General features: G+C 59.1%; 13 protein-coding genes, 2 tRNA genes and 3 rRNA genes. 11 read left to right on the forward strand and 7 right to left on the reverse strand.

Going from position 1 to position 21,039, the window contains the following annotated elements:
• The first annotated feature begins 47 nt into the window (after nt 1-47).
• The gene (locus AA098_RS09660) at nt 48-428 is read left to right on the forward strand and encodes an antibiotic biosynthesis monooxygenase (RefSeq protein ID WP_060539112.1); all 381 of its coding nucleotides are present in this window, start codon (nt 48-50) and stop codon (nt 426-428) included.
• Here AA098_RS09660 and AA098_RS09665 read toward each other — a convergent pair.
• On the reverse strand, nt 407-1,177 hold the full coding sequence (locus tag AA098_RS09665) for a S9 family peptidase (RefSeq protein WP_003250144.1): 771 nt from the start codon (nt 1,175-1,177) through the stop codon (nt 407-409). The two genes, AA098_RS09660 and AA098_RS09665, sit on opposite strands and share 22 nt — an antisense overlap.
• Nucleotides 1,161-2,279: a DUF3182 family protein gene (locus AA098_RS09670; RefSeq protein ID WP_064614129.1), complete on the reverse strand. Its 1,119-nt coding sequence runs from the start codon at nt 2,277-2,279 to the stop codon at nt 1,161-1,163. Before AA098_RS09670 ends, AA098_RS09665 begins: the two co-directional genes overlap by 17 nt.
• A gap of 220 nt (nt 2,280-2,499) precedes the next feature.
• On the opposite strand from AA098_RS09670, the gene AA098_RS09675 reads away from it, so the two are divergent.
• A complete protein-coding gene (locus tag AA098_RS09675; RefSeq protein ID WP_003250152.1) occupies nt 2,500-4,308 on the forward strand; it encodes an aminopeptidase P family protein in 1,809 nt (602 codons plus the stop codon).
• Nucleotides 4,309-4,347: 39 nt separating this feature from the next.
• Here AA098_RS09675 and AA098_RS09680 read toward each other — a convergent pair whose 3' ends face one another.
• Nucleotides 4,348-4,629, reverse strand: coding sequence for a hypothetical protein (locus tag AA098_RS09680; protein ID WP_003250154.1), 282 nt, complete (start codon nt 4,627-4,629; stop codon nt 4,348-4,350).
• Between the two features lie 192 nt (nt 4,630-4,821).
• Nucleotides 4,822-5,709 carry a threonine/homoserine exporter RhtA gene (gene rhtA / locus AA098_RS09685; protein WP_003250156.1) on the reverse strand — a complete coding sequence of 296 codons (888 nt, stop codon included), beginning with the start codon at nt 5,707-5,709 and terminating at the stop codon, nt 4,822-4,824.
• 474 nt (nt 5,710-6,183) lie between these two features.
• Between rhtA and AA098_RS09690 the strand changes: the two genes are divergently transcribed.
• The 6 genes from AA098_RS09690 (at nt 6,184) to AA098_RS09715 (ending at nt 13,520) form a co-directional block, all read left to right on the forward strand.
• Nucleotides 6,184-7,720, forward strand: a 16S ribosomal RNA gene (locus tag AA098_RS09690).
• A 77-nt stretch (nt 7,721-7,797) separates the two neighbouring features.
• Nucleotides 7,798-7,874 (forward strand) — tRNA-Ile (locus AA098_RS09695).
• 6 nt (nt 7,875-7,880) lie between these two features.
• A tRNA-Ala gene (locus tag AA098_RS09700) sits at nt 7,881-7,956 on the forward strand.
• 234 nt (nt 7,957-8,190) lie between these two features.
• Nucleotides 8,191-11,083 (forward strand): 23S ribosomal RNA (locus AA098_RS09705).
• 130 nt (nt 11,084-11,213) lie between these two features.
• Nucleotides 11,214-11,329, forward strand: a 5S ribosomal RNA gene (gene rrf, locus AA098_RS09710).
• Together the 16S, 23S and 5S rRNA genes with 2 tRNA genes alongside form the textbook arrangement of a ribosomal RNA operon.
• A gap of 382 nt (nt 11,330-11,711) precedes the next feature.
• Nucleotides 11,712-13,520, forward strand: coding sequence for an ABC transporter ATP-binding protein/permease (locus tag AA098_RS09715; RefSeq protein ID WP_064614130.1), 1,809 nt, complete (start codon nt 11,712-11,714; stop codon nt 13,518-13,520).
• A gap of 223 nt (nt 13,521-13,743) precedes the next feature.
• Here the strand turns inward: AA098_RS09715 and AA098_RS09720 are convergent, their stop codons facing one another.
• Complete coding sequence (locus tag AA098_RS09720) at nt 13,744-14,943, reverse strand: MFS transporter (protein WP_003250183.1); 1,200 nt, start codon at nt 14,941-14,943, stop codon at nt 13,744-13,746.
• Nucleotides 14,944-15,374: 431 nt separating this feature from the next.
• Here AA098_RS09720 and AA098_RS09725 point away from each other — a divergent pair, with 431 nt between their 5' ends.
• On the forward strand, nt 15,375-17,609 hold the full coding sequence (locus tag AA098_RS09725; RefSeq protein ID WP_064614131.1) for a TonB-dependent siderophore receptor: 2,235 nt from the start codon (nt 15,375-15,377) through the stop codon (nt 17,607-17,609).
• Between the two features lie 126 nt (nt 17,610-17,735).
• Complete coding sequence (locus tag AA098_RS09730) at nt 17,736-18,275, forward strand: histidine phosphatase family protein (protein WP_003250189.1); 540 nt, start codon at nt 17,736-17,738, stop codon at nt 18,273-18,275.
• A gap of 3 nt (nt 18,276-18,278) precedes the next feature.
• On the opposite strand, the gene AA098_RS09735 is transcribed toward AA098_RS09730, so the two are convergent.
• The gene (locus AA098_RS09735; protein ID WP_003250191.1) at nt 18,279-19,064 is read right to left on the reverse strand and encodes a sulfite exporter TauE/SafE family protein; all 786 of its coding nucleotides are present in this window, start codon (nt 19,062-19,064) and stop codon (nt 18,279-18,281) included.
• Between the two features lie 125 nt (nt 19,065-19,189).
• Nucleotides 19,190-19,783, reverse strand: a complete 594-nt coding sequence (locus tag AA098_RS09740; protein WP_012053085.1) for a helix-turn-helix domain-containing protein — start codon at nt 19,781-19,783, stop codon at nt 19,190-19,192.
• A 115-nt stretch (nt 19,784-19,898) separates the two neighbouring features.
• On the opposite strand from AA098_RS09740, the gene AA098_RS09745 reads away from it, so the two are divergent.
• The gene (locus AA098_RS09745; protein WP_003250196.1) at nt 19,899-21,035 is read left to right on the forward strand and encodes an FAD-binding oxidoreductase; all 1,137 of its coding nucleotides are present in this window, start codon (nt 19,899-19,901) and stop codon (nt 21,033-21,035) included.
• Nucleotides 21,036-21,039 lie beyond the last annotated feature (4 nt).

A 21,039-nucleotide genomic window follows, 5' to 3' on the forward strand; every position in this document is an offset into this window, starting at 1 on the left:
CCCTGCTCGGCATCGCGCTGCATGCGTACGTAGCCAGGAGACTGTCGATGTTGGCATCACCTCATGCCTTGTGGTTTACCCAGATGATCGAATACGAAGTGCCCAGTATGTGCCAGCAAGCGTTGGCTCAGGCCCTGGTGGCCCGTAGTGAAGCGTTGGCTGCGCGTTGCGAAGGGCTGCAGGGTGTGAGCATCCAGGCCAGCGACGATGGCAGCCGGGTGTTGCAGTACTTGCAATGGCAGTCACGCCAGGCCTGGGCGGCGGCGGCCGTGCACTTCATCGAGGAATCCTTTCTTGACCTGCTGGGCCAGCATCAGGCACGCGGCGTCAACTTCGCCGCCTACCAGGCCTTGCGCAGCCTGGTGCGCGACGACGATGGCGTCCTGCATTGCCAGGTGGGCGGTCCTCAGGCATACCATGGTGCGTAGTGCGGGTAGCGATCCAGGCGGGCACCTATGACCATTTCGCTGATCCATGCCGCCAGGAGCGAGCTGTACGCTTTCTGGCTCTCTTCGCTGGACAGTGCGTGGTCGGCGCCGTCGACGATGCGATGGGTGAGCGAGTGGGCGTTGACGAACGCCGAGCGGTAGTTCATCAAGGTACTGTGCGGCACGTAGTCATCCTGCTCTGACTCCACCAGCAGCACATCCCCGCCGAATTCGGCACACGCGGCCAGCGCGCGGTTGTCGGCCGGGCCCAGGTGGCGTTGGCGATAGGCATTCAGGCGTTGACGGTCAAGGGTTTGCTTCGGGGTGCCCCATTCGTCATCCCAGTACAGGGCAGGTACCCGCAGGGCCAGCCATCTGACCGGCCGTTGGCGGGTCAGCAGAGTCGCCAGGTAACCGCCATAGCTGCTGCCGATAATGGCGATGGCGCTGCTGTCGACAGCCGGGTGGCTGACCAGTCGATCGTAAGCCACCAGCAAGTCCTGCAGGTTTTGTTCACGGGTGACCGTGAGGCGTTGGCTTTCGGTCTTTTCGTGACCGCGCAGGTCGAAGGTCATGCACACGCATCCCAATCCGGTGATATGCCGGGCGCGGGCCAGGTCACGTTGCTGGCTGCCGCCCCAGCCGTGTACGAATAGAATCCCCGGCATTTTGGTGCCCGGACTGACCAAGGTGCCGGCGATGCGGTCATTCTCGACCTGCAGTTCAACGGTTTCACTCTGAATGGCCATGTTCGCGAATCCGCGCAAATTTACTGAGTTGTCCGAGTTCACTGTCGTTTCCTTGGTAAAAGAGGGTGGCGTCAGTGGGCAGGTCGGGGTTGCCGAATACTTCGTGGGTGGAGGCACGTACCCGTTGCAATGCAGGGTCATCGGCAAACGCCTGCAGGGCCAACAGTTCGGCACTGCTGGCACCACCCAAGCGCCAGGATTGTTCGAGCACCCCGCTGCACAGGTGGCCCGAAGGGCTGATGCCGCGGGCGATGTCGTAGTTGCGACGTGAGGCGACAAAGCCCGGGAAGTGCTGCTCGGCGGCTTGTTCGTAAACCATGGCCTGGTTGATGGCAAGGCGCAGGTGGTCTTCCAGTGGGAGCTGTAGCAACGCCTGATAGTCGCCACGTACCACCACCAGGTCAGAACCGCCGTAGACCTCGGTACCCTGATGGTCACGTGTCAGTTGCTGGGTACCGTAGTAGCTGCAGGTCAAGCCGGCGACGCGCACCTGACCGACACTGAAGGTTTGCACCTCGCTCAGGTCTTCTTCGAGCACCAGGCCCCACAGCGCCAACGTTTGGTCATCCATGCCGGCCAGCAGAGGCTCAAGGGCGTCTGCCGTGGTGATGACCTGTTGACCGCGTCCTGCGCAAGCCAGTACCGGTTTGACCCTCAGCGGGCCGTCGAGCAGCAGCAACTGTGCGGCAGTGCGAGCGTCGGTTTTGCTGAACACGGTGTAGCCGCGCAGCAGGGCATCGCTGGCCTGTCGGGCGAAGTCGTCGGTCCAGCCCGGCGGGAAGCTGGCCTCGGCGGGTAACGGGTGAGAGATCGCCTTGGTTGCCATGTAGGGGTGCGGCACCATGCCGCCAAACAGGTCCTGTTCGCTGCAAATACCCAAGGCGGCATATCGCCTGGGGTCGACCAGGGTCTCGGTTGGCAGATAATAGTAGGCATCGGCGGCATCTGGCTGCTGCGTGGGCTGTATAGGTGAGCAGCCCAGCAAACGTGCCAGGCCTTCGACAAGCTTTAGATGAACGCCGTGCTCGTGTTCGGGCGTGTGGTCGCGGGTGTCAAGCAACACCACGCCGGCTTTCGGTTCGATGGCACTGGGCATGGTCATTTGCCTGTGTGCAATGAGTGTACTGTGTGTGAAGCCGGTGTCTTGGGGAAGTTCAGGGGAACTTGATCGGTGGTCCTGGTCCTGTTGTAGGAAGTGTCCTATTGGCACAGGGCGTGGTGGGCAATGCATGCCGTATCTTGGTCGTCGCGATTGCAGCGCCCGGGTGGCTGTTCCATTATCGGCCTATTGGATCAACCGTTATGAAGTCGCAGGAGAGCGCATGAACGTCCAGACCACCCTTGAGCAAAGCGTGCCGCAGCGACTGGTGCACGTGCGCCAAGCCATGGCGGCAGGGGGCATCGATGCCTTGCTGGTACCCTCGGCCGACCCCCATCTTTCCGAATACCTGCCCGGTTACTGGCAGGGGCGCCAGTGGCTTTCGGGGTTCCAGGGCTCGGTTGGTACGCTGGTGGTCACCCCCGGCTTTGCCGGGCTGTGGGTCGACAGCCGCTACTGGGAGCAGGCAGCTCAGGAGCTGGAGGGCAGCGGCATCGAACTGATGAAACTGTTGCCGGGCAAACCCGGAGCGTTGGAATGGTTGGGCGAAAACGTCGAGCCCAACGGTCGCGTGGCAGTGGATGGTGCGGTCATGGCCCTGGCTTCGGCGCGCCAGCTGGCCGAGCGGCTGAAGGCGCGTGGAGCGCAGCTGGTGACTGACATGGACCTGCTGGGTCAAGTCTGGGACGGGCGCCCGGCGCTGCCAGGCAACCCGGTGTACCAGCACCTGCCGCCACACGCCACGGTGAGCCGGGCGGAAAAGCTCGCGCAATTGCGCCAGGGCATCCTGGCCAAGGGGGCCGACTGGCACTTCATCGCAACCCTGGATGACATTGCCTGGCTGTTCAACCTGCGCGGCAGCGATGTTTCTTACAATCCGGTTTTCCTGGCCTTTGCCCTGATCAATCAGCAGCAGGCCATCCTGTTCGTGGGCCAGGACAAGGTGGACGCGCACCTGCGTCATGTGCTGGAGGTCGACGGCATCGAGGTGCGCGACTACAGCGAAGCAGGCAAGGCGCTTGGCACTGTTCCTGCGGGGGCGCGGCTGCTGGTGGACCCGGCCCGGGTGACCTGCGGCCTGCTGGACAACCTGGCGGCAGAGGTGGTTCTTGTCGAGGGGCTAAACCCCACCACGCTGAGCAAGTCCTGCAAGGGTGACGACGACCTGGTGCACATTCGCCAGGTCATGGAGCAGGACGGCGCAGCCTTGTGCGAGTTTTTCGCCTGGTTCGAGGCGAACCTCGGCCGGGAGGTCATTACGGAGCTGACGGTTGACGAGCAATTGAGTGCCGCGCGTGCTCGACGCCCTGATTTCGTGTCACTGAGCTTTTCTACCATTGCCGCCTTCAATGGCAATGGCGCGATGCCACACTACCGTGCCACCGAGCAGTCGCATGCGCTCATCGAGGGTAATGGCTTGCTACTGATCGACTCGGGCGGTCAATACCTGGGCGGCACTACCGACATCACGCGCATGGTGCCGGTCGGTAACCCCAGTCTGGCACAGAAGCAGGACTGCACCCGTGTACTCAAGGGCATGATTGCCCTGTCGCGTGCCACGTTCCCGCGAGGGGTACTGTCGCCGTTGCTCGACGCCATTGCCCGGGCGCCGATCTGGGCTGACCAGGTCGACTATGGCCATGGTACGGGCCACGGGGTGGGCTACTTCATGAACGTTCACGAGGGGCCTCAAGTAATCGCCTACCAGGCGGCACCTGCACCGCAGACGGCCATGCAAGCGGGCATGATCAGTTCGATCGAGCCGGGTACGTACCGCCCGGGGCAGTGGGGCGTTCGCATCGAGAACCTGGTGGTCAACCGCGAAGCGGGGAGGAGTGCCTTTGGTGACTTCCTGCAATTCGAGACCTTGACGCTGTGCCCTATCGACACCCGCTGTCTGTTGCCCGGGTTGCTGGCCAAGGAAGAGGTGGAGTGGCTGAACGGCTATCACGCCAGCGTACGTGAGCGCCTGGCGCCTTTGCTCCAAGGGGATGCGCTAGCCTGGTTGGAGCTGCGTACTGCACCGCTGTAACACAAATGAAAAAGGGCAGTTTGCGAGCTGCCCTTTTCTCTATTTACAGATGACGATCATGCTACGGCTGGTGTAACCCGCCGGGTTGATGCCGAACAAATAGTCACCGGCTTCTTCATCGCTATCGCCCGAGCGCGCAACAACTCGGTAGCCGCGCGTGCTGCAGGCGCTTGCGGCCTTGCTGTAGCAATTGTCCCACGAGGAAGAAAGACCGGAGCAATTGATATGCAGGCCCTTCTTGCCCCTTTTGACCTCGGTCTTGGCTGTGGCGGCACATCCAGCAATAGCCAAGATGGCCAGGATGAGAAAAATTCGTTTCATTCCTGTCCTTAAATGCAGGGCAAATCAGTTGTCACGACCCTGTCGTTGTCGCTTCGGTTCTTCCTGAACCTTCCCCCAGCGTCCGTGTTCGGCCCAGTAGATAGCGTAAAGATGATGATTCTGTGACAGCTTAATCAGCGAGACGGGCTGCTACAATCACTAATCCTTTCTCAAATGAAAATATTTCTCATATCAGTCTGCTGCGATGGCCGGGCTGGTTGCCTTGCGCATGGACAGGGTGGTGCCGACCGAGGCGGTAATGATTGCCAGAATCGCCAGCCATTGAGTGAGTGTCAGCATCTCGCCGAGGAAAAGCAGGCCGGACAATGCGCCAAATGCCGGTTCGATGCTCATCAGGGTGCCGAACGTGCGCGCCGGGATTCGCGTGAGGGCAACCATTTCCAGGCTGTATGGCAGGGCGGTGGACAGTATTGCAACGGCCAACGCCATGGGGATCACGGCAGGTGTGAGCAGAGCGCTACCGGCGTGGGCGATACCGATGGGGGCGACGAACAGGGCCGCGACTACCACCCCCAGGGCCGCGCTCTGGATGCCGTGCTCGGCTCCTGCACGTTGCCCGAACAGGATGTACAGCGCCCAGCACACGCCCGCCCCCAGCGCATAGGCGGCGCCCACTGGGTCGAGTGCCTGGCCACTGTGACCTGCTGGCAGCAACAGCAGCAGCCCAGCGATGGCGAGCGCAATCCACAGGAAATCGATCGGTCGGCGCGAGGAGAAGATTGCCACGGCCAACGGGCCGGTGAATTCCAGGGCCACAGCGATACCGATGGGTACCGTTTGCAGGGCCATATAGAAGAGGAAGTTCATGCCGCCCAGTGCCATCCCGTAGATGACCACGTTGCGCAACGTGTTGGCGGTCATGCGTACCCGCCACGGGCGCAGTATAAGCAGCATGATGATGCTGGCGAAGATCAGGCGCAGGGTGGTGGTGCCTTGTGCGCCGATGATGGGGAACATGCTTTTGGCCAGAGAGGCGCCGGACTGAATCGATGCCATGGCGATAAGCAGTAGGCCGATCGGGAAGAGGGTGGCGGCCAGGCTGCGGGGCTGGGTGTTCATTTAAGTGCGGCAATCCTTTGGCGAGGGAGGTGTTGAGCAATATAGTGCGCAATTGGTGGGGTGGGTGGTAGCCCTTAAGCGGTTTTGCCAGAAATATTTCAAATCATTGAAATTAAAGGTTGACCTTCTCGATGGCCTCCCTATAATGCGCACCACTCCAACGCGGTAGCGAAGCAAAGCTAGCCACTGTGTTGAGTCAAGTGTTTGAAGCTAAACGAGTTTCTCGCAAAAAACTTCAAAATAAACGCTTGACAGGCTCTGAGGAAAGCGTAGAATGCGCGCCTCGGTTGAGACGAAAAGCTCTTAACCAAACGCTCTTTAACAAATTGAATCAAGCAATTCGTGTGGGTGCTTGTGAGTACGGACTGATAGTCAAAAAGATTATCAGCATCACAAGTGGCCATGCGAGAAATCACATAGTCATTTGAGATTGCTGAGCCAAGTTTAGGGTTTCTTAAAAACCCAAGCAGTATTGAACTGAAGAGTTTGATCATGGCTCAGATTGAACGCTGGCGGCAGGCCTAACACATGCAAGTCGAGCGGATGACGGGAGCTTGCTCCTTGATTCAGCGGCGGACGGGTGAGTAATGCCTAGGAATCTGCCTGGTAGTGGGGGATAACGTTTCGAAAGGAACGCTAATACCGCATACGTCCTACGGGAGAAAGCAGGGGACCTTTGGGCCTTGCGCTATCAGATGAGCCTAGGTCGGATTAGCTAGTTGGTGGGGTAATGGCTCACCAAGGCGACGATCCGTAACTGGTCTGAGAGGATGATCAGTCACACTGGAACTGAGACACGGTCCAGACTCCTACGGGAGGCAGCAGTGGGGAATATTGGACAATGGGCGAAAGCCTGATCCAGCCATGCCGCGTGTGTGAAGAAGGTCTTCGGATTGTAAAGCACTTTAAGTTGGGAGGAAGGGCAGTAAGCTAATACCTTGCTGTTTTGACGTTACCGACAGAATAAGCACCGGCTAACTCTGTGCCAGCAGCCGCGGTAATACAGAGGGTGCAAGCGTTAATCGGAATTACTGGGCGTAAAGCGCGCGTAGGTGGTTTGTTAAGTTGGATGTGAAAGCCCCGGGCTCAACCTGGGAACTGCATCCAAAACTGGCAAGCTAGAGTACGGTAGAGGGTGGTGGAATTTCCTGTGTAGCGGTGAAATGCGTAGATATAGGAAGGAACACCAGTGGCGAAGGCGACCACCTGGACTGATACTGACACTGAGGTGCGAAAGCGTGGGGAGCAAACAGGATTAGATACCCTGGTAGTCCACGCCGTAAACGATGTCAACTAGCCGTTGGAATCCTTGAGATTTTAGTGGCGCAGCTAACGCATTAAGTTGACCGCCTGGGGAGTACGGCCGCAAGGTTAAAACTCAAATGAATTGACGGGGGCCCGCACAAGCGGTGGAGCATGTGGTTTAATTCGAAGCAACGCGAAGAACCTTACCAGGCCTTGACATGCAGAGAACTTTCCAGAGATGGATTGGTGCCTTCGGGAACTCTGACACAGGTGCTGCATGGCTGTCGTCAGCTCGTGTCGTGAGATGTTGGGTTAAGTCCCGTAACGAGCGCAACCCTTGTCCTTAGTTACCAGCACGTTATGGTGGGCACTCTAAGGAGACTGCCGGTGACAAACCGGAGGAAGGTGGGGATGACGTCAAGTCATCATGGCCCTTACGGCCTGGGCTACACACGTGCTACAATGGTCGGTACAGAGGGTTGCCAAGCCGCGAGGTGGAGCTAATCTCACAAAACCGATCGTAGTCCGGATCGCAGTCTGCAACTCGACTGCGTGAAGTCGGAATCGCTAGTAATCGCGAATCAGAATGTCGCGGTGAATACGTTCCCGGGCCTTGTACACACCGCCCGTCACACCATGGGAGTGGGTTGCACCAGAAGTAGCTAGTCTAACCTTCGGGAGGACGGTTACCACGGTGTGATTCATGACTGGGGTGAAGTCGTAACAAGGTAGCCGTAGGGGAACCTGCGGCTGGATCACCTCCTTAATCGACGACATCAGCCTGCTGATGAGCTCCCACACGAATTGCTTGATTCATTGTCGAAGACGATCAAGACCCTATATAGGTCTGTAGCTCAGTTGGTTAGAGCGCACCCCTGATAAGGGTGAGGTCGGCAGTTCAAATCTGCCCAGACCTACCAATATGCGGGGCCATAGCTCAGCTGGGAGAGCGCCTGCCTTGCACGCAGGAGGTCAGCGGTTCGATGCCGCTTGGCTCCACCACTTGCTGTACCTTGATCAAACTCAGAAATGAGCATTCGCGTCGAATGTTGATTTCTGACTTTTGTCAGATCGTTCTTTAAAAATTCGGATATGTGATAGATATAGACTGAACACCAGTTTCACTGCTGGTGAATCAGGCTAAGGTAAAATTTGTGAGTTCTGCTCGAAAGAGCAACGTACGAATTTTCGGCGAATGTCGTCTTCACAGTATAACCAGATTGCTTGGGGTTATATGGTCAAGTGAAGAAGCGCATACGGTGGATGCCTTGGCAGTCAGAGGCGATGAAAGACGTGGTAGCCTGCGATAAGCTTTGGGGAGTCGGCAAACAGACTGTGATCCAGAGATCTCTGAATGGGGGAACCCAGCCAGCATAAGCTGGTTATCTTGTACTGAATACATAGGTGCAAGAGGCGAACCAGGGGAACTGAAACATCTAAGTACCCTGAGGAAAAGAAATCAACCGAGATTCCCTTAGTAGTGGCGAGCGAACGGGGACCAGCCCTTAAGTTGGTTTGAGATTAGTGGAACGCTCTGGAAAGTGCGGCCATAGTGGGTGATAGCCCCGTACACGAAAATCTCTTGTCAATGAAATCGAGTAGGACGGAGCACGAGAAACTTTGTCTGAATATGGGGGGACCATCCTCCAAGGCTAAATACTACTGACTGACCGATAGTGAACCAGTACCGTGAGGGAAAGGCGAAAAGAACCCCGGAGAGGGGAGTGAAATAGAACCTGAAACCGTATGCGTACAAGCAGTGGGAGCCTACTTTGTTAGGTGACTGCGTACCTTTTGTATAATGGGTCAGCGACTTATATTCAGTGGCGAGCTTAACCGAATAGGGGAGGCGTAGCGAAAGCGAGTCTTAATAGGGCGTTTAGTCGCTGGGTATAGACCCGAAACCGGGCGATCTATCCATGGGCAGGTTGAAGGTTAGGTAACACTGACTGGAGGACCGAACCGACTACCGTTGAAAAGTTAGCGGATGACCTGTGGATCGGAGTGAAAGGCTAATCAAGCTCGGAGATAGCTGGTTCTCCTCGAAAGCTATTTAGGTAGCGCCTCATGTATCACTGTAGGGGGTAGAGCACTGTTTCGGCTAGGGGGTCATCCCGACTTACCAAACCGATGCAAACTCCGAATACCTACAAGTGCCGAGCATGGGAGACACACGGCGGGTGCTAACGTCCGTCGTGAAAAGGGAAACAACCCAGACCGTCAGCTAAGGTCCCAAAGTCATGGTTAAGTGGGAAACGATGTGGGAAGGCTTAGACAGCTAGGAGGTTGGCTTAGAAGCAGCCACCCTTTAAAGAAAGCGTAATAGCTCACTAGTCGAGTCGGCCTGCGCGGAAGATGTAACGGGGCTCAAACCATGCACCGAAGCTACGGGTATCATCTTACGATGATGCGGTAGAGGAGCGTTCTGTAAGCCTGTGAAGGTGAGTTGAGAAGCTTGCTGGAGGTATCAGAAGTGCGAATGCTGACATGAGTAACGACAATGCGAGTGAAAAACTCGCACGCCGAAAGACCAAGGTTTCCTGCGCAACGTTAATCGACGCAGGGTTAGTCGGTCCCTAAGGCGAGGCTGAAAAGCGTAGTCGATGGAAAACAGGTTAATATTCCTGTACTTCCAGTTATTGCGATGGAGGGACGGAGAAGGTTAGGCCAGCCTGGCGTTGGTTGTCCAGGTTTAAGGTGGTAGGCTGAAATCTTAGGCAAATCCGGGATTTCAAGGCCGAGAGCTGATGACGAGTTGCCTTTAGGCGACGAAGTGGTTGATACCATGCTTCCAAGAAAAGCTCCTAAGCTTCAGATAACTGGGAACCGTACCCCAAACCGACACAGGTGGTTAGGTAGAGAATACCAAGGCGCTTGAGAGAACTCGGGTGAAGGAACTAGGCAAAATGGCACCGTAACTTCGGGAGAAGGTGCGCCGGCGAGGGTGAAGGACTTGCTCCGTAAGCCCATGCCGGTCGAAGATACCAGGCCGCTGCGACTGTTTATTAAAAACACAGCACTCTGCAAACACGAAAGTGGACGTATAGGGTGTGACGCCTGCCCGGTGCCGGAAGGTTAATTGATGGGGTTAGCGCAAGCGAAGCTCTTGATCGAAGCCCCGGTAAACGGCGGCCGTAACTATAACGGTCCTAAGGTAGCGAAATTCCTTGTCGGGTAAGTTCCGACCTGCACGAATGGCGTAACGATGGCGGCGCTGTCTCCACCCGAGACTCAGTGAAATTGAAATCGCTGTGAAGATGCAGTGTATCCGCGGCTAGACGGAAAGACCCCGTGAACCTTTACTATAGCTTTGCACTGGACTTTGAATTTGCTTGTGTAGGATAGGTGGGAGGCTTTGAAGTGGGGACGCCAGTTCTCATGGAGCCATCCTTGAAATACCACCCTGGCAACTTTGAGGTTCTAACTCAGGTCCGTTATCCGGATCGAGGACAGTGTATGGTGGGTAGTTTGACTGGGGCGGTCTCCTCCCAAAGAGTAACGGAGGAGTACGAAGGTGCGCTCAGACCGGTCGGAAATCGGTCGTAGAGTATAAAGGCAAAAGCGCGCTTGACTGCGAGACAAACACGTCGAGCAGGTACGAAAGTAGGTCTTAGTGATCCGGTGGTTCTGTATGGAAGGGCCATCGCTCAACGGATAAAAGGTACTCCGGGGATAACAGGCTGATACCGCCCAAGAGTTCATATCGACGGCGGTGTTTGGCACCTCGATGTCGGCTCATCACATCCTGGGGCTGAAGCCGGTCCCAAGGGTATGGCTGTTCGCCATTTAAAGTGGTACGCGAGCTGGGTTTAGAACGTCGTGAGACAGTTCGGTCCCTATCTGCCGTGGACGTTTGAGATTTGAGAGGGGCTGCTCCTAGTACGAGAGGACCGGAGTGGACGAACCTCTGGTGTTCCGGTTGTCACGCCAGTGGCATTGCCGGGTAGCTATGTTCGGAAGAGATAACCGCTGAAAGCATCTAAGCGGGAAACTTGCCTCAAGATGAGATCTCACTGGGATCTTGAATCCCCTAAAGGGCCGTCGAAGACTACGACGTTGATAGGTTGGGTGTGTAAGCGCTGTGAGGCGTTGAGCTAACCAATACTAATTGCCCGTGAGGCTTGACCATATAACACCCAAGCAATCTGCTACGCAGATTGTGGTGGTGAAGACGAAAGACCCGAAAATTCGTAAGACCACAAATATCGCATATCCGAATTCGCTGGGCTGTCCATCTGGACATTCTGGCAACAGAATTTCTTGACGACCATAGAGCATTGGAACCACCTGATCCCATCCCGAACTCAGTAGTGAAACGATGCATCGCCGATGGTAGTGTGGGGTTTCCCCATGTGAGAGTAGGTCATCGTCAAGATTCATTTCGCAAAACCCCTATCTGCGCATGCAGGTAGGGGTTTTGTCTTTGTGGGCAAAAAAACTGGACCTGCTCGAATCACTGTGGGAACAGGCAGCTCGGTGGAGGGCACCGGCTTCGCCGGTGTTCGCGGGTAAACCCGCTCCTACGACGGCCTGTGTCCACCCCCCGATGTGTGTCCACCACCAAACTGTGTAGGAGCGGGTTTACCCGCGAATACGGTAGCAGCGGCAACAGTGAACGGCGGGTGGAAATTGGGTAGCAGGCCCGGCCCATTCGCGGGTAAACCCGCTCCTACAAATCATGAAATGTGCGTCATTTATACCTGACGAATGACAGCGTAATGCTACGCTCGCGGAAATACTCAGCACGGATACTTACCATGGAAATGAACTGGCATCAGGCCCTGCAAGAGAGCCTAAGCTGGCTGGCAATCGCCTCGTTCATCACCCTTGTCAGCTTCACTGCAGCCGCAACTCTGGCCGTGCGTTGTACACGCTGGGGCAGCCAGTTCTGGCAGCTTGCCGGGCCCTATTTCAGTTTCAGGCGCAGTTGGCGGCCGTTGCTGGTGTTTGCCCTGCTGCTGGTCCTGACGCTGTTTTCGGTTCGCCTAAACGTTCTTTTTTCGTTCTGGTACAACGGCTTCTACAGCGCCTTGCAGGGCCTTGACCAGGCGGCGTTCTGGTACCTGCTCGGCGTCTTCGCAGTGCTGGCTACCATCCATGTGTTGCGCTCGCTGTTCACCTTCTATGTCAGCCAGGCATTCAGTATCAAGTGGCGGGTCTGGCTGACCGAGCGCCTGACCCACGACTGGATGCAGGGCGATGCCTATTACCGTGGCCAGTTCCTTGCCGAGCCAGTGGACAACCCTGACCAACGTATCGAACTGGACGTTAACGCTTTTGTCACCAACTCGGTCACCCTTGCCCTGGGCGCAGTCAGTGCGCTGGTTTCGCTCGTGGCGTTCACCGGTATCCTCTGGGGGCTGTCGGCACCGTTGACGGTGGCCGGCGTAGAGATCCCTCGGGCGATGGTATTTGCCGTTTACCTGTATGTCATCGTCGCCACCTGGTTCGCCTTCCGCCTTGGGCGCCCGCTGATCCGGCTTAACTTCCTCAACGAGAAACTCACCGCCAACTTCCGTTACGCGTTGATGCGTCTGCGTGAGAACGCCGAGAACATTGCCTTCTACCAAGGTTCGCAAGTCGAGCGGGGCACGTTGCTCGGCCGTTTTGCTGCCTTGATCGTGAATGCCTGGGCATTGGTGTACCGGAACTTGAAGTTCAGTGGCTTCAACTTGGGTGTCAGTCAGGTAGCCGTTGTGTTTCCGTTCATTCTTCAGGCGCCGCGCTTCTTCAGTGGGGCGATCAAGCTGGGCGACGTCATGCAAACTTCCCAGGCCTTTGGGCAGGTGCAGGATTCTTTGTCGTTCTTCCGTGAGTCGTACGATGCGTTCGCGCAGTACCGCGCGACCCTTGACCGTCTCACCGGCTTTCTCGATGCCAACCAGCAGGCAAGTGCGTTGCCGCGCGTCACCACCGAAGACCAGGCGCATGCGCTGCAGATCGCGGGATTGCAGGTGCTGCGCCCGGACGGACATGCCCTTATCGCCGACCTGGACCTGAGCCTGCATGCCGGCCAGGCGTTGTTGATCAAAGGGCCATCGGGCAGTGGTAAAACCACGCTGCTGCGTGCCCTGGCGGGTCTTTGGCCGTATGCCGAAGGCAAGGTCAGGCGGCCAACGGGGCATCAGGCACTGTTCCTGTCGCAACGCCCGTACCTGCCGCTGGGTGACTTGCGTACCGTCATTGCCTACCCGGCAGCCAGTAATACCAAGGATGAGTTGCTCATGCAGCAGGCACTGCGCCAGGTCAACCTAGCCCACCTGGCCGAGCGTCTGGACGTCAGCTGTGACTGGTCACACATCCTCTCGGTGGGCGAGCAGCAGCGTCTGGCGTTCGCCCGGGTACTGTTCAACCGGCCTGAGGTGGTGTTTCTCGACGAGTCCACCTCGGCGATGGATGAGGGGCTCGAGCATGCCCTGTATGCGTTGTTGCGTTCGGAAATGCCGAGTGCATTGCTGGTCAGTGTCGGCCACCGCAGCACGCTGGCAGCGTTCCATACTCACCGGCTTGAGGTGGATGGGCATGGCGGTTGGTCGTTGCTGGAGCAGGAGGCTGCGCTGGCCTAGTTCGGCTTGAGGGGGAGATCGCCATCCAGCATCGCGATCAGCTTGGCCCCTTCACTGCGTGCATTGCCGACATCCTTGGTGACCCGAACCACTCGAACGCCTTCACCGGCAGGCCGTGGCCCCTGGCCAGGCGTTCGCCCCCTGCGGCGGGAGCGTTCGGGTTACAGGATGGAACTGTTCAACCTGCGTGCGCTGCAGTCGTGAACCGCCAGGCTAGCCAGGTTCAGCGCAGCAGCGTCAGCCCTGCAAGGGTGGTGACGGCAAACCCTGCACCAACCAGGAAGGTTGCCTGGAACCCCGCACTCTCCCACAGCAATCCGGCTACCACGCTGGCTATCAGCAGTGCCGCACCGGTCAGCAGGTTGAACAGGCCGAAGGCGGTACCGCGCAAGTTGGCGGGGGCGCTGTCGGCAATCATGGCAGAGAAGATGCCTTGGCTGAAGCCCAAGTGCAGGCCCCAGGCCGTTACCCCAAAGGCAAGCCCGGCCCATCCTGGCAAAAGGGCCAGCAGCAGGTCGGCAGTGATCAGCAGGCCTAGCCCGGCCATCAGCACGCCACGGCGCCCCACTCGGTCCGACAACACGCCGGCAGGGTAGGCCGACAGTGAGTAGGCCATCGCCATCAATACCAGTACCGCCGGCGCCCACAGCGGAGTCAGGCCTATGTTCTGAGCCCGCAGCAGCAAGAACGCCTCGCTGAAACGGGCGAGGGTGAACAACGTGGCCAGACCGATCAGGCGCCAATAGACCGGCCCCAGGCGCCGAAGCGCGTGCAGTGCCAACGGTGAGCGTACCCGACGCCCCATAGCTGAGGCTTCAGGTTCGTGAACGAAGGCAACTAGGATATACACCGCCACGAACGCCGGGATAATAGCTACCCAGAACACGGTCTGGAAATGGCTCGCTGTCAGCCACATCAACACGATCGCCAGCAATGGCCCGAGGATAGCGCCCACGGTATCGAGCGCCTGACGCAGGCCGAACGCCGCGCCGCGCAGCTCGACCGGCGTAACATCGGCCACCAGCGCATCGCGGGGTGCCCCCCGAATGCCTTTGCCGACACGGTCGACGAAGCGTGCCGCAGTCAGCCACTCAAGTCCGGAGGCCATGGGAAATACCGGCTTCATCAGCGCACTCAGGCCATAGCCGATCACTGTCAGCAGCTTGCGTTTACCCAGTCGGTCGCTGAGGGCGCCAGAGAACACCTTGGTGAACGATGCGGTCGACTCGGCGATTCCTTCGATGAACCCCACCGCGATCACCGAAGCGCCGAGCACACTGACCATGTAAAGGGGCAGCAGGGCGTGGATCATCTCCGAGGAAATGTCCATCAACATCGACACGAAGCCCAGCGCCCAGATGCTGCGGGGCATTTTCGGCTGGCTTTTGGCAGTGCTTGCGCAGTTGTTGTCATCGCCACGCATCTGGCCGCTCCGCAGCGTTGTACGTCGAAACTGTAGATGCCTGCACACAGGATGCAAATCGGATAGGTGGATGGCAGCAACAGCCTGCGGACATGACTGAACTGTCCATGAATGCAGGGTGGTCATTCCGTCATAGGGTGCCTTCGCCGGTGTTCGCGGGTAAACCCGCTCCTACAGGCGAGCCCGAAGGCTTATCAAATGTTGAGCAAGACCGTTGCTCCCACAGCGAGCCTCGCTGTGCCAAAGATCACGGTTCAGCAAAGTTCAGTTACAAACATGTAAACTTCGTAAATAAGATGTACTCGCATTTGCGACTCTCTATATTTACCACCCCTGTTGGCCGCCGAACTGAGTGCGGGGCCGGTGGGCGAGGGCTCCCGGTTTCCGACAGGGATGTGCCTTTTCGCTCATGAATCGCAGGAGATGTACCCATGCAGTGCAGAACTTCATCCAACAGCCTGGCCCTGGCGTTCGTCGCGCTGGCGTCGCCGTCCATGCTGGCGACTGCGGCAGAGTCCGAGGAGCGGCGTGCGGGTGAGGTAGTGGAAGCGCCCGTCGCCGACAACGCGCTGGTGATCCAGGACACCCTGATCACCGCCGAGCGCGAGGCGCGACAGGCCCTGGGCACGTCGATCATCACGGCCGAGGACATCAAGCGTCACCCACCGGCCAATGACCTGTCCGACATCATCCGCCGCGAGCCCGGGGTTAACCTGACCGGCAACAGTGCCAGTGGCGCACGCGGAAACAACCGGCAGATCGACCTGCGCGGCATGGGCCCGGAGAACACGTTGATCCTCATCGACGGCAAGCCATCCAGCGCGCGCAAGGCTGTGCGCTATGGCTGGAACGGTGACCGTGATACTCGGGGTGAAACCAATTGGGTGCCGGCCGAAGCGGTCGAGCGCATCGAGATCCTGCGTGGCCCGGCCGCCGCACGCTACGGCTCCGGCGCCATGGGCGGGGTGGTCAATATCATCACCAAGCGTCCTTCCGACGAGCTGAAAGGCAGCGTCAGCCTGTACACGCAACTGCCCGAAGACAGCGCAGAAGGCGCCAGCCGGCGAGCCAACTTCAACCTCGGTGGCGGCCTGACCGATAACCTGGGTTTGCGCCTGTACGGTGGCCTGGCCAAGACTGACGCCGACGATCTGGACATCAACGCCGGGCATGCCACCAGCGCCCTGGTTGCGGGGCGAGAAGGCGTTCGCAACAAGGACATCAACGGCCTGCTCAGCTGGAAACTGAACGACGAGCATCGCCTGGAAGCCAGTGCCGGCTACAGCCGTCAGGGCAACATTTTTGCCGGCGACACCATGAACAGCAACGGCGGCGGAGACGTCGACTTCGTCTCCAGCCTCTACGGCCACGAAACCAACGTGATGCAGCGCAGTACTTATGACCTGACCCACCTCGGTGATTTCACCTGGGGTACCAGCAAGACCACGCTGGCCTACGAATACGTACGCAACTGGCGCCTTAACGAGGGCTTGGCTGGCCGCACCGAAGGTGCCCCAAGCGACGAAGGTGGGGCCATGTCCCGTTTGCGTAACACACGCCTGAGCAGTGAGGTGAACCTGCCGTTCGCCATGGGCAGCACAGAACATGTGCTTACCTTGGGCGGCGAGTACCTGTACGAAACCCTCAACGACCAAGGTTCGTTGCGCCCGCAAAGCTCCGACCCCACCCACAATGACGGCCTTGTCGGCTTCGATCGCAGCAGCTCGAAGATGACCGCACGCAGCTATGCGCTGTTTGTCGAAGACAACATCATCGTTGGCGACACCACCCTTACGCCGGGCCTGCGTTTCGACCACCACGAAAGCTTCGGTGACAACTTCAGCCCGAGCCTGAACCTGTCGCACAAGCTGACCGAAGCGCTGTCGGTAAAAGGCGGCATCGCCCGTGCCTACAAGGTTCCGAACCTGTACCAGTCCAACCCCAACTACCTGCTGTACAGCCGCGGTAATGGCTGCAGTGTGCAACAGGCCAACAATGGTGGCTGCTACCTGCAGGGCAACGCCGACCTCAAGCCCGAGATCAGCGTCAACAAGGAAATCGGCCTGCTGTACGACCGGGGTACCTGGCGCACCAGTGCCACCTACTTCCGCAACGACTACAAGAACAAGATCATCGGTGATACCGATGTGCTTTACACCATGGGTACCGGCAGCCGCGTGACTCAGTGGGACAACGCCGGCAAGGCGCGGGTGGAAGGTGTCGAAGGCAACTTCTTCATCGAGTTGGCCCCGACCCTGGACTGGAACACCAACCTGACCTGGATGCTCGACAACGATGATCGCGAAACGGGCGAGCCGCTGTCGGTGATCCCGGAATACACCGTCAACACCAGCCTCGACTGGCGCGCGACCGAGCAGCTGTCATTCCAGGTAGCGGGTACTTACTTCGGCAAGCAAAAATCGCCGACCTACAACTACCGCACCCAGCAGGACTACGACAAGGCCGCCCAGCAGGACGTCGAGGCCTATGGCCTGGTGGACGTGAGCGCCGGGTACAAGTTCAATGCCAACTACGACGTGCGGGTGGGCGTGAACAACGTCTTCGACAAGCAGATCCTGCGCGGCGGCAACGCCAGCAGCTCGGGGGCAAACACGTATAACCAGCCGGGCAGGGCGGTGTTTGCTGCGCTGAATATCAACTTCTGATCCCAAGGGCCGCCCTGCGGCCCAATCGCAAGTCAATCGGGTCGCGAATGGCCGGCGACATTGTTGCAGCCAAACGTCTCGCAGCGTGCTAAACCATGCACCCCAGCCCGCTGCGAGAAATGCCTGGTGAAAGCCATCCGCCTGACCCTGATTTGCCATGCCCTGACCCAGGCCCAGAAGAACGGGCGCCTGCACCATACGGATGACGGCATCCTGCCGCTAGCCCGACAGGCAGACGCCGACCGATCAGGCGTGCAACTGCTGAGTGCGCCAGAGCGGCGGGCCTGCGAGACGGCGGCGTGGTTAACGGGGGCGGTACAGGTCGAGCCGGGCTTGGCCGATTGCGACCTTGGGCGTTGGCAGGGTTTGTCGTTGAAGCAGCTACAAGCCGAGCAACCGCAGGCGTTGGCAGAATGGCTGCGGGATCCGGCCAGTGCCGTGCATGGTGGCGAGTCGTTCGCTGCGCTATGCCAGCGCCTGGCCGCTTGGCTGGCGGCCTTTGACAGGCCGGGTGACTGGCTGGCCGTGACCCACCCGATGGTCATACGCGCCATGCTGGTACAGGTGCTTGGGTGTCCGATGAGTGCCGGGCAGCGAATTGACGTGCTGCCGCTGTCACGTCTGGAACTGAGCTTTACCGGGCAGTGGCGGTTGCGCCTGGGCTAAGGCTCAGAACGCCAGCTTGTAACCGATCAGCAGCAGCATCGTTGCCAGGCAAGGGCGCAGCACGCGGTCGGAGATTCGCCCGGTGAGGTGGCTACCCAGATAGATGCCTGGCAGCGAGCCCAGCAGCAGGTAGCCCAGCAGCGACCAATCCATGTTGCCCATGCCCGCGTGGCCCAGGCCTGCTACCAAGGTCAGTGGCACGGCGTGGGCAATTTCGGTACCGACCAGGCGACGGGTGACCAGGAACGGGTACAGCAGGAACAGCGCCACTGTACCCAGGGCGCCAGCACCGATGGAGGTGAGGGTGACCATTATTCCAAGCACCACGCCGGTCAGCACCGTGAGGGTGTTCAGGCTACGGTCGCTGAGGTGGTAGTGATCACCGGCATGGCGGCTGGCGAAGGCCTGCAGGCGCGATTTGAACAGGATGGCCAGCGCGGTCAGGATCAGCACCACCGCCAGGCCTTGCTTGATGATGGCGTTGAGCGCCGAGGTGTCGGTGTGCAGGGTGCTGAGGAACCACAGGGTCAGCGCCGCTGCGGGCACGCTGCCCAGGCTGAGCAGGCCGGTGATCTTCCAGTCGATGTTCTTGTTGCGCGCATGCACCCAGACGCCACTGGCCTTGGTGATCGCTGCATACAGCAGGTCGGTACCGACAGCGGTCGCCGGGTGGATACCAAACCACAACAGGATCGGGGTCATCAGCGAGCCGCCACCGACGCCGGTCATACCGACGATGAAGCCCACGACCAGGCCAGCAATGGTGAAACCGAAAGAACCTACATCCATACGCTACTCGACTGCCCAACTTTGCCCGTTATCGGATGCCAGTCAGCATATAGATTTTTTTATAGCCAAATAGACTTGTTCGTTATTAGGTTATAACCGGGTTTGCCTTGGGCGGGCGTGACCGATCAACGATCAGTCATCACCACCATGACATGGGCATCACCACCGTCATCACTTTCCGACAGGTAGATGTGCCCCACCTGGCTGTCGAAATACGCCGTCTCCTGCGGCCCGATGCTGACCGCTTCGCCGGTCTCGAACTCGATGCGCACACGCCCGCTCAGCACCAGCGCGAACTCTTGCCCGGGGTGGCGGATAAAATCGTCGAACTGGCCGCGTTCCCGGGCAATGATGCGGGCATAAGCCGGTGTCATGCGTCGCGCGGGGAAATCCCCGGCAATCGGATAATAGTCGTAGGTGCCGGTCGAATAACCCGCCGCTGCGGGCAGTGAGTCAACCACCACGGTCACCGGCACCGGGGCGCTGACCGTGCCGCTGGCGCGGAACAGCTGGGCAATATCGACATTCAGCGCCCGCGCAGCAGCGGCCAGTTTTTCATAGCTGACCGACACCTGCGCCAGTTCCATCTTCGACAACGTGGACAGCGGCACACCACTGGCTTCGGACAATTGCTTGAGGGTCATCTGGCGCGCCTTGCGCACCTGGCGCAGGCGCTGGCCCACTACTGCACGGTCAAGCTGGGGTAGAGCTGAAGGCATTCAGGGATCTCGGCATGCGGCGTTGGTCGGGCATCTTACCTTGGACCCTTGCGCATTTCTAAATTCTCATATATTAGAATTCTCATAAATGATAATTGGCCTGGCAGGAGCGTGCATGACCCCGACCTACGACACCCTGATCATCGGTGCTGGCATCGCCGGCGCCTCGCTGGGCTACCGCCTGGCCGGCCAGCAGCGTGTGCTGCTGGTCGAGCGTGAATCGCAGCCTGGCTACCATTCCACCGGGCGTTCGGCGGCCATGTTCATGGAGGCTTACGGCACCCCACAGATCCAGGCACTGACCCGCGCCAGCCGAGCCTTCTACGAAGCGCCACCGCAGGGCTTCTGTGAGCACCCGCTGCTGGAGCCGCGAGGCTGTCTGTATGTGGCCAGCCTGGAGCAACGTGAACTGCTTGAGCAAACTTACGCGCAGAACCTGGCCAATGGCACAGAGGTCAGCCTGCTGGACCGGGACGCGGCCTTGGCACTGATACCCAGCCTGCGTGGCGAAACCCTGGCCGGCGCGGTGCTTGAGCCAGGTGCGATGGACCTTGATGTACATGCCTTGCACCAAGGCTTCTTGCGGGGTTATCGCACTGCCGGCGGTGAACTGCGCTGCAACGCCGAGCTGATCCAGGCCTGCTACCTGGACGGCGTGTGGCAGGTGGAGTTGGCTGATGGCAGCCGTTTGCAGGCCCGATGTCTGGTCAATGCTGCAGGTGCCTGGGCGGACCGTGTGGCCGAGCAGTGCGGGGTGGCGCGCATCGGCTTGCAACCGTGCCGCCGTAGCGCGTTCACCTTCCCCGGCCCGGCAGAACAAAACTTTGCCCGCTGGCCTGCAGTGATTGGCGTCGATGAAAGCTTCTACTTCAAGCCTGATGCCGGCCAACTGTTGGGGTCTCCAGCCAATGCCGACCCGGTCGAGCCACAGGATGCCGCGCCCGAGGAGTTCGACGTGGCCTTGGGTATTTACAACATTGAAGCCATGACCACCTTGGCGATCCGCCGCCCTAGCCACACCTGGGCCGGGCTGCGTTCATTCGTTGCCGACGGCGACCTGGTGATCGGTTTCGATGCGCATGCACCCGCGTTTTTCTGGCTGGCGGCCCAGGGTGGCTATGGCATCCAGTCGGCAGCGGGCGCCTCGCGCCTGGCCGCCGACTTGCTGATGGGCCAGCCCTTGTGTCCCGACCTTGTCAGCCAGGGCGTGGCGCCCGAGCGCCTGTCCCCGGCCCGTTTCCAGCAACCCTGAAAGG

Origin of the sequence: Pseudomonas sp. JY-Q, from assembly GCF_001655295.1 — a bacterium.
Taxonomy (GTDB): domain Bacteria; phylum Pseudomonadota; class Gammaproteobacteria; order Pseudomonadales; family Pseudomonadaceae; genus Aquipseudomonas; species Aquipseudomonas alloputida.

Bases quoted from the DNA above. Each gene is read 5' to 3' on its own strand.
- AA098_RS09660 (WP_060539112.1), top strand. From the start codon at position 48: ATGTTGGCATCACCTCATGCCTTGTGGTTTACCCAGATGATCGAATAC.
- AA098_RS09665 (WP_003250144.1), bottom strand. From the start codon at position 1,177: ATGGCCATTCAGAGTGAAACCGTTGAACTGCAGGTCGAGAATGACCGC.
- AA098_RS09670 (WP_064614129.1), bottom strand. From the start codon at position 2,279: ATGACCATGCCCAGTGCCATCGAACCGAAAGCCGGCGTGGTGTTGCTT.
- AA098_RS09675 (WP_003250152.1), top strand. From the start codon at position 2,500: ATGAACGTCCAGACCACCCTTGAGCAAAGCGTGCCGCAGCGACTGGTG.
- AA098_RS09680 (WP_003250154.1), bottom strand. From the start codon at position 4,629: ATGAAACGAATTTTTCTCATCCTGGCCATCTTGGCTATTGCTGGATGT.
- rhtA (WP_003250156.1), bottom strand. From the start codon at position 5,709: ATGAACACCCAGCCCCGCAGCCTGGCCGCCACCCTCTTCCCGATCGGC.
- AA098_RS09715 (WP_064614130.1), top strand. From the start codon at position 11,712: ATGGAAATGAACTGGCATCAGGCCCTGCAAGAGAGCCTAAGCTGGCTG.
- AA098_RS09720 (WP_003250183.1), bottom strand. From the start codon at position 14,943: ATGCGTGGCGATGACAACAACTGCGCAAGCACTGCCAAAAGCCAGCCG.
- AA098_RS09725 (WP_064614131.1), top strand. From the start codon at position 15,375: ATGCAGTGCAGAACTTCATCCAACAGCCTGGCCCTGGCGTTCGTCGCG.
- AA098_RS09735 (WP_003250191.1), bottom strand. From the start codon at position 19,064: ATGGATGTAGGTTCTTTCGGTTTCACCATTGCTGGCCTGGTCGTGGGC.
- AA098_RS09740 (WP_012053085.1), bottom strand. From the start codon at position 19,783: ATGCCTTCAGCTCTACCCCAGCTTGACCGTGCAGTAGTGGGCCAGCGC.
- AA098_RS09745 (WP_003250196.1), top strand. From the start codon at position 19,899: ATGACCCCGACCTACGACACCCTGATCATCGGTGCTGGCATCGCCGGC.